Origin of the sequence: Moorena sp. SIO3B2 (assembly GCF_010692525.1) — a bacterium.
In the GTDB taxonomy this organism is placed as follows: domain Bacteria; phylum Cyanobacteriota; class Cyanobacteriia; order Cyanobacteriales; family Coleofasciculaceae; genus Moorena; species Moorena producens.
In genome coordinates, this window is the sequence record NZ_JAAHHE010000268.1 from 1 (window position 1) to 8405 (window position 8405).

An 8405-nucleotide genomic window follows, 5' to 3' on the forward strand; every position below is an offset into this window, starting at 1 on the left:
CATCGCAACCGCCAATGTGTTGGTTATTGATAAAAATTTGGGGTACCGTTCGACCTCCGTTGGCTCGTTCCGCCATCTGGTTTCTGGCATTGTCGTCCCCATCGATTTTATACTCGGTGTAGTCAACTCCTTTCCACCATAGCAATAGCTTGGCTCGGATACAGAAGGGGCAGGCTTGCCAGGTGTAAATTTCCACATTGGCTTTCATCTGTTCTGGGTTGCGTCCTAGGATGGGATTGAGAAAATCCAGCATTGTTGGTTAATCCTATGTTGTTGAATCCTAGTTAAAGATATACCATGGTTAAGGGCTAGCTTAAATTAAGAAAAAGGAAAGATATAGGATAAGTTTTGGTGTTTATATGTCAGCTATCAGCTATCAGCTATCAGCTATCAGCTATCAGCTATCAGCTATCAGCTATCAGCTATCAGCTATCAGCTATCAGCTATCAGGCTCGAAACCTGTGCCATGATCCATGGACTGCCCAAACTTTAAATCCTCATTAATCTCGAACTATTAAATTTTATCGTTATAGGTTTATTTTAAGCTGACTGCTGAATGCTGAATGCTTACTTTATTATAAATTACTATTTGGTTTGATTATTTATTTTAAAAAACTATCTAGCAATGGTTGTAATAATGGTTACAAAAACCATAGATAAATAATTCATAAAACAGGTATTTTTAAAGCTTTTTGATATCATCTCCAGATCATTACCCTTAATAAAAATCTCCCCATCTCCCCACACTTTCCACTCTAGGGCCACCACCGACTTACATCCTTAATCGCTTCAACAATTGCAGCCAGAGCTTCTTTGCCTCCCAACGAGATAATAGTTGGACTGAGATTAACCAAGTATTCTAAAAAGTCCTTACGATCGCTACAGGCCAAGGTGTGAAGAAACTCTTGCCAAAGGGAAACGTCATCTTGGAGGGAAAAGTTAGGATTTTTGATTAGTCCACTGAAAGCATAGGCTCGGTGATACTCAGACTGAATTGCCCGTGCTGTTTCTAGGGCTTCTGGAAGTAGGATTTCTGGCAAATCTGGTGCTAGTGTACTCAGAACTATGGATCTGATCGGATCATGGGTAAGTTCCCGTGCCCCTTCTAGGGCTTCTGGTAGCATTTGAGGCAACTGTGGTGCTAGTTCACTTAGAGCTATGGCTCGGAGCCACTCATCGGTAATGGCCTGTGCTGCATCTAGGGCTTCTGGTAAGATTTGAGGCAACGGTGGTGCTAGCCTAATCAGGGCTGTGGCTAGAGAAAACTCATCAGTCATAGCCCGCACGGCATCTAGGGCTTCTGGTAGGATTTGAGGCAACTGTGGTGCTAGCCTAATCAGGGCTGTGGCTCGGCTCGACTCATCGGTAATGCCTCGTGCCTCTTCTAGGGCTTCTGGTAAGATTTCCGATAATTTTGGCGCTAGTTCACTGAGTGCTCTGGCTCGGTCTGTCTGTTTGATAATGGCTCGTGTCGCTTTTAGAGCTTCTGGTAGAATTTCTGGCAACTGTGCTCCTATTTCATTCAAGGCATTGGCTCGGTCTGTGTTATCGGTAATAGCCCGTGCCACTTCTAGGGCTTGTGAGAGTAGTCTTTCCCCCAAATGTGGTGCTAGTTTACTCAGTAAAATAGCTCGGTCTGTGTTATCGGTAATGGCCTGTGCCGCTTCTAGGGCTTGTGGGAGCAACCTTTCCGGCAACGGTGGTGCTAGTTCACTCAAGGCATCGGCTCGGCTCGACTGACTGGTAATGGCTCGTGTCGCTTTTAGAGCTTCTGGTAGGATTTGAGGCAACTGTGGTGCTAGTTCACTTAGAGCTATGGCTCGGCTCGACTCATTGGTAATGGCTCGTGCTACTTCTAGGGCTTCTCGTAGGATTTCTGGCAAATCCCTTGCTAATCTACTCAATGCTCTGGCTCGGTCTGACTGATCAGTAATGGCTCGTGCGGCTTCTAAGGCTTCTGGTAAGATTTGAGGCAACTGTGGTGCTAGTTCACTTAGAGCTCTGGCTCGGTCTGATTCATCGTTAATGGTCCGTGCCGCGTCTAGGGCTTCTGGTAGGATTTCCGGCAATTGTGGTGCTAGTTCACTTAGAGCTCTGGCTCGGTGCCACTTACTGGTAATGGCTCGTGCTGCTTCTAGGGCTTCTGGTAAGATTTGAGGCAACTGTGGTGCTAGTTCACTTAGAGCTCTGGCTCTGCTCCACTCATCGGTAATGGCTTGTGCTGCTTCTAGGGCTTCTGATAAGATTTGAGGCAACTGTGGTGCTAGCCTAATCAGGGCATAGGCTCGACTCCACTTATCGGTAATGGCTCGTGCTGCGTCTAGGGCTTCTGGTAGAATTTCCGGCCAATGTCGTGCTAGTCCACTTAGAGCTCTGGCTCGATCCGACTGATCGGTGATTGCCCGTGCGATTTTCAGGGCTTCTGAGAGTAATGTTTCCGGTAACTTTGGGGCTAGCTCTTCTAGTGCTTCTGCTCGATTATGAGGATGTTGTATTTGTTTAACATAAGCCAAAGCCTGGACTGGAGTCCAAATCTTTTTCTCTACCAGGGCTGCCATCAACTTTCCTGGAATATGCCCAAGCAAACTATTGATAGAAGACACCATCAAGGCATAACGGCACTGCAAACTAATGGAACGAGTTGCTGAAAAGGAAAAAGCCTCTTCTGCTAACTGCCAAGCCTTGGCTAGATCTTTGACAAAGCCCCCTAGTTGATCGAGACGTTCACAGGTTTGATACCAACCATTGCGTCCAGTCTCTGTTTCCTCCTGGAGCAGTTGGTGTACTTCCTCTATACAACCCGCTTTTTCTAAATGCCAGGTCAGATAACTGTGACTATAGCCATCGTCCGGTAGGGTGTGCCATAACCCGTTTTGGATTTTTTGGCGATAGCGCTCTAGGAGTTGACCATGGGCTTGGGGCCAGGTTAATCCCAAACCCGGTAAGCTCCCCTCTCCCCCTGTAGCCCCTTGAGCCGTTAGCAACCGACGGGCCATATCATGGACTAAGTCATGGAGCTGATAGGTAGGAGTCTCATTAGTGGATTTACCAGAGAGCAGTAGAGCCTTAGATTTAAAATACTGTAAGGTCTTTCTGGCCTCCCTAGCACCAACATCCCACAAGGTTGTGCCTAAAGCCGGAGTAATCGAGACATCTTCTGGCAAGACACCAAACCAGGCAAATTGCTTAAATTTTCCTGGTGGTAGTCGTCGTAGACTGAGGTTAAAGGAAGCCACTAGGCTGTGCTGCTTGCGTAGCTTTTCATCAATAATCTCTTCGGCACCTGGTAAATCTAAGGTTTCCAACCAGGCAATTTCCTGTTGGAGGTCAGTGAGTAACTCCTGCCAGGAAATACCATCGGCTATTTGTGCTGCTGCTAACTCCAGGGCTAGAGGTAAGTAGCCCACGGTTGTGGCTAGGGCTTGGGCTTGTTTACGGTCTGACCCCTTGAGTTTAGAACCCCCACGCTTTTCCAGTAACGCTAAAGCTTGTGAGGAACTCATCACATCTAAATTATAGGGAGTTGCTCCGACAATTTGAGCTTCACGAGTCGTCACTAACACCCGGCACTTAGCACCACCAATCCGAAACGGTTCAACATGGTCTGGGTTCCAAGCGTCATCGACTACTAGCAGGGTAGCCTTGTCAAACAGCAAGGTTTGTAAATGTCTAGAAGCAGCATTAGTATTAGTGGGTTTGTAGTCATTGTCTCCGAGTGCTTGGATCCAACTGCTCAGGAAAGACAGCAAGTCTGGCTCCTGACCCAAGGTTGCCCACAGAATACCATCGGGAAAATGAGTCTGTACCTCTGGATCATGGGCAATAGCAGCAGCCAAGGTAGATTTACCAATACCGCCGAGACCATAAATAGCGCTAACCACCAGAGTGCCGGTCTTGGCTGTCTGCTCTGATAGTAAGGATTGCTTGAGGTCTTTGCTTACCTCTGGGCGTTCGATAAAGTAAGCTGGTGGGTATGGGGCTTGGAAAGGAACCCCTGGCTTAGGGCGAAGGGCTGGGCAGGTTTTGGCAGGAGTAGTAGCAGTTGCTGGTTCTTGCTGTTTGGATTTATCTGGACGTTTAGTCTCCGACTGCTGATTAGATATTTCTGTAGCAGTTGCTGGTTCTTGCCGTTTGGATTTATCTGGACGTTTAGTCTCCGACTGCTGATTAGATATTTCTGTAGCAGTTGCTAGTTCTTGCTGTTTGGATTTATCTGGACGTTTAGTCTCCGACTGCTGATTAGATAGTTCTAGAATTGCTAGTTCTTGCTGTTTGGATTTATCTGGACGTTCATGCTCCCACTGTTGATCAAATAGTTCTAGGTTTTTGTCTAGGTCTCGGGCGTAGAGTGTCAGAGTGAAATACCTTTCATCCTTTCCCTTCTTGTGAAAACGCTTGTCTTCTAAAATTTTTAAGAAGTCTTTCATCCGCTGCAATGCTTCTACTACTTGAGCCTTGCTGAGACTACCTGGATAGTTATCGTCCTTGGTGAGTTGGATTAAATATCTAGTCTGAGTTTTAATTACTAGTTTTGGATTAGTTGAGGTTTCCTCTATCCAACGGAATTTAATATCTGGATTCCCCTGATTAGCGATGTCTTGGGCAAAGGAAACTAATGCTTCAAATAGACGCAGTGCTCTGTTTTTAACAGTAAGACCGTAAGTAGCTCTGGGCATGCGATTCAGAGATGGGCAAGAAAAAAAAGTTGAGGGTACCCTCAATTGAAGAAGCTACCCTCAACTAGTCTAGCCTTGATATACGGTGGTTGTAGGTACCCTAAACTTAGCTGTTGCTTTTGGACACTACCCTCAGGTCAGGATGGTTTCAGTTACTAGAGCAAAAGATTCCTATGACTGACATCAAACAGCAAATTCTTGAAAACCAAGTAGTTGACACCATAGCATTAGTGGAACAACCACAGCCCCTAATGGAAAATCCTGCTCTCTGGCTCAAGGATGGGGACAGTTTAACGAATAACATTGTGGCAACAGCAATGTTATTGTTAGCCCTGAGTAGATTGCTGCAAGTGGTGCTTCCCTACTGGAGCAATAAGAAATAGCGCGTGTGGGTGATCCCCCCTAACCCCAAAATTTTGGGTAGTAATGATGTCAAAGTCCCCCAGAATTGATGCTGCTGGCGAATTCGTGAAACCCTTATTCTGCCGTAATCTGCTCCCCTCTCCCAAGGTTGGGAGAGGGGCTGGGGGTGAGGGCTGATAGGGCTTCTTGATTTGTTAAGAAATATTTCGCCAGCAGCATCAGAATTGGGGGATTTAGGGGGCAAACAAGGAATAGGCAGGATGGGTGATCCCCCCTAACACCCCTTATTAAGGGGGGAATTTGAAACTAACGAGGGAAAAGAGTTTCACTGTCTGTTCCCTATTCCCTATTCCCTGTTCCCTAAGATGATGCGATCGCATCCGTTTCCACACACCCAAACCCCAGAGTAAACAAGGATTTCAGTCCCTGTGCCCTATTCCCTATTCCCTGTTCCCTTCTACGAGATACCACGCTCTGATAGACTTAAGAACTGTAAACAAATAATTAAGAAAATAAGCTCATCTAGCTTTTGGGAGAACGGGCGCTTTGGAAAATACACTAGGTTTAGAAATTATAGAAGTCGTAGAAAAAGCTGCGATCGCATCCGCCAAATGGATGGGTAAAGGGGAGAAAAACACTGCTGACCAAGTGGCTGTAGAAGCTATGCGGGAGCGGATGAACAAGATCTATATGCGGGGTCGGATTGTAATTGGAGAAGGGGAGCGGGATGATGCTCCCATGCTCTACATTGGTGAAGAAGTTGGGATTTGTACCCAAGAGGATGCTGCCAACTTCTGTAACCCAGATGAGCTGGTAGAAATTGATATTGCGGTTGACCCCTGTGAAGGCACCAACCTAGTGGCCTATGGCCAAAACGGTTCCATGGCAGTGCTAGCTATTTCCGAGAAGGGCGGTCTATTTGCTGCTCCTGACTTCTACATGAAGAAGCTGGCAGCACCACCCCAAGCCAAGAATCATGTAGATATCAACAAGTCCGCAACGGAAAATCTGCAAATCCTCTCCGATTGTCTAGAGCGCTCCATTGATGAACTGGTGGTAGTTGTGATGGACCGTTCCCGTCACAAGGACTTGATCAACGAAATCCGGGGAGCTGGTGCTCGGGTGCGACTGATTAGTGACGGTGATGTTTCCGCCGCCATCTCCTGTGCCTTTTCTGGTACCAATATCCATGCCTTGATGGGCATCGGTGCTGCCCCAGAAGGGGTAATCTCAGCAGCAGCAATGCGTGCCTTAGGGGGACACTTCCAAGGTCAGCTGATCTACGATCCCGCCATCGTGAAAACTGGTCTGATTGGGGAAAGCAAAGAAAGCAACATTGAACGGCTCGCAAGCATGAAGATTACCGATCCCGATAAGGTTTACAATGCTGAAGAACTAGCCTCTGGTGAAACCGTACTGTTTGCTGCTTGTGGTATCACCCCAGGAACCCTGATGGAAGGGGTTCGGTTCTTCCAAGGTGGAGCACGGACTCAAAGCCTAGTTATTTCAAGTCAGTCCAAGACCGCTCGGTTTGTGGACACCGTTCATATGTTTGAACAGCCCAAGTATATCCAATTGAGCTAACTCTTAGGAAGAGGGTTTTAACCCTGTAGGTAAGCTATCAGCAATCAGCTATCAGTCGTCAGCTGATTGCTTACCCCTGTAGTGCCTAGGGCGTGTCTTCTTGCCTCGGAGATCCCCCTAAATCCCCCTTAAAAAAGGGGGACTTTGAGTATGGCTCCCCCCTTAATAAGGGGGGCTGGGGGGAATCATAATCTTTGTGAGTATGGCTCCCCCCTTAATAAGGGGGGCTGGGGGGGGATCATAATCTTTGTGAGTATGGCTCCCCCCTTAATAAGGGGGGCTGGGGGGGATCATAATCTTGCAGAAAACTTTGAAAACACGCCCTAGCAACAGTAGTTAAAGCTTGAAGGAAGGTTAAAAACCTAGTTTAACCCTTCCTTCAAGTTCGTTTTAGTAAGGATTTGTAGAAAACATTTGTACCAACAAACCGATAAAGAATTACTAAGATAACGGTTTTAATCCTAATAAAGTACACAATATTTTTTCCCTACTCCCGTCTTGATGCAGTCGCTCATGGGGGAAACCACGGCAGTCGCTCATGGGGGAGACCCCCAAGACCGCGCTGCCTCCCCAAGACCGCGCTGCATCGCTACTCCCTACTCCCTATTCCCTACTCCCTACTCCCTAAAATCAAGTACAAAAGTTACTCACCTTTTTGATAACTTCTATAACTAACACTCCCATCAAACCTCCTTATCAAAAACATGAATATTGCCGTAGTAGGTCTGAGCCATAAGACAGCACCGGTTGAAGTCAGAGAAAAACTGAGCATTCCAGAAGCCCAGTTAGAGACTGTGATGCCCCACTTATGTAGCTATCCTCATATTGAAGAGGTAGCGATACTGAGTACTTGTAATCGGTTGGAAGTTTATATAGTCACCACCGAAACTGATGCAGGAATTCGAGAATTGTGCCAGTTTCTGACAGAAAAAGCTGGCATTCCTCTAGCCAAGTTGCGCCCCCACCTATTTATTCTGTTGTATCATGATGCAGTCATGCACTTAATGCGGGTTGCTGGAGGTCTAGATAGCCTAGTCTTAGGAGAAGGGCAGATTCTAGCTCAGGTCAAAACCACCCATAAACTTGGTCAGCAACACAAGGGAATCGGACGTCTACTTAATAAACTGTTTAAACAAGCAATTACTGCCGGTAAGCGAGTTCGCACGGAAACCAGTATTGGCACTGGGGCGGTCTCCATTAGCTCAGCAGCGGTAGAGTTAGCTCAGCAGAAGGTAGAAACCCTTTATGGCACCTCTTTGACGCCCTATAAAATAGCAATTATCGGTGCTGGCAAGATGTCGCGCTTGCTGGTTAAACATTTGCTGGCCAAAGGTGCCGTAGATATCTCAATTCTGAATCGTTCCACCAAACGGGCTGAAGAGTTAGCGAAAGGGTTTCCCAAAGCGGAGCTAAAACTCCATTCCTTGTCAGATATGATGACACTGGTTGCCCAGTCAGATATCGTATTTACTAGCACTGGTGCCACCGAACCACTCCTGACTCGGTCTAATTTAGAAGGAGTGTTGCAGACTAGCCATTCCTTAATGCTAATTGATATTTCTGTGCCTCGTAATGTGGCAGCGGATGTTGATGAGCTAGAGACTGTCCACTCATTCAACGTGGATGACTTAAAAGCAGTGGTAGCACAGAATCAGGAAAGCCGTCGTAAGATGGCGATGGAAGCACAAGAACTCTTGGAAGAAGATGTGGCAGCCTTTGACATCTGGTGGCGTTCCCTCGAAACCGTTTCTACCATTAGTAGCTTGCGCAGCAAGGTCGAAA

7 protein-coding genes are annotated in these 8405 nt (G+C 46.8%); 5 read left to right on the forward strand and 2 right to left on the reverse strand.

Annotated elements, in window-relative coordinates; genetic code table 11:
• Window positions 1–253, reverse strand: a 253-nt coding sequence (grxC, locus tag F6K38_RS30605) for a glutaredoxin 3 (protein WP_287358820.1), incomplete at its 3' end; no start/stop codon positions are given.
• A gap of 98 nt (window positions 254–351) precedes the next feature.
• Here grxC and F6K38_RS30610 point away from each other — a divergent pair.
• Window positions 352–504, forward strand: a complete 153-nt coding sequence (locus F6K38_RS30610) for a hypothetical protein (protein ID WP_287296428.1) — start codon at window positions 352–354, stop codon at window positions 502–504.
• Between the two features lie 251 nt (window positions 505–755).
• Here the strand turns inward: F6K38_RS30610 and F6K38_RS30615 are convergent, their stop codons facing one another.
• Window positions 756–4676 carry an NB-ARC domain-containing protein gene (locus tag F6K38_RS30615; protein WP_287358823.1) on the reverse strand — a complete coding sequence of 1307 codons (3921 nt, stop codon included), beginning with the start codon at window positions 4674–4676 and terminating at the stop codon, window positions 756–758.
• 173 nt (window positions 4677–4849) lie between these two features.
• On the opposite strand from F6K38_RS30615, the gene F6K38_RS30620 reads away from it, so the two are divergent.
• The 4 genes from F6K38_RS30620 to F6K38_RS30635 all read left to right on the forward strand — a co-directional run.
• The gene (locus tag F6K38_RS30620; protein ID WP_287255391.1) at window positions 4850–5059 is read left to right on the forward strand and encodes a hypothetical protein; all 210 of its coding nucleotides are present in this window, start codon (window positions 4850–4852) and stop codon (window positions 5057–5059) included.
• Between the two features lie 526 nt (window positions 5060–5585).
• The gene (gene glpX, locus F6K38_RS30625) at window positions 5586–6623 is read left to right on the forward strand and encodes a class II fructose-bisphosphatase (RefSeq protein ID WP_287257372.1); all 1038 of its coding nucleotides are present in this window, start codon (window positions 5586–5588) and stop codon (window positions 6621–6623) included.
• 513 nt (window positions 6624–7136) lie between these two features.
• Window positions 7137–7298 (forward strand): hypothetical protein, encoded by a 162-nt coding sequence (locus tag F6K38_RS30630; RefSeq protein ID WP_154659766.1) that lies wholly within the window; start codon window positions 7137–7139, stop codon window positions 7296–7298.
• A gap of 29 nt (window positions 7299–7327) precedes the next feature.
• On the forward strand, window positions 7328–8405 hold a 1078-nt coding region (locus F6K38_RS30635), incomplete at its 3' end, for a glutamyl-tRNA reductase (RefSeq protein ID WP_287358825.1).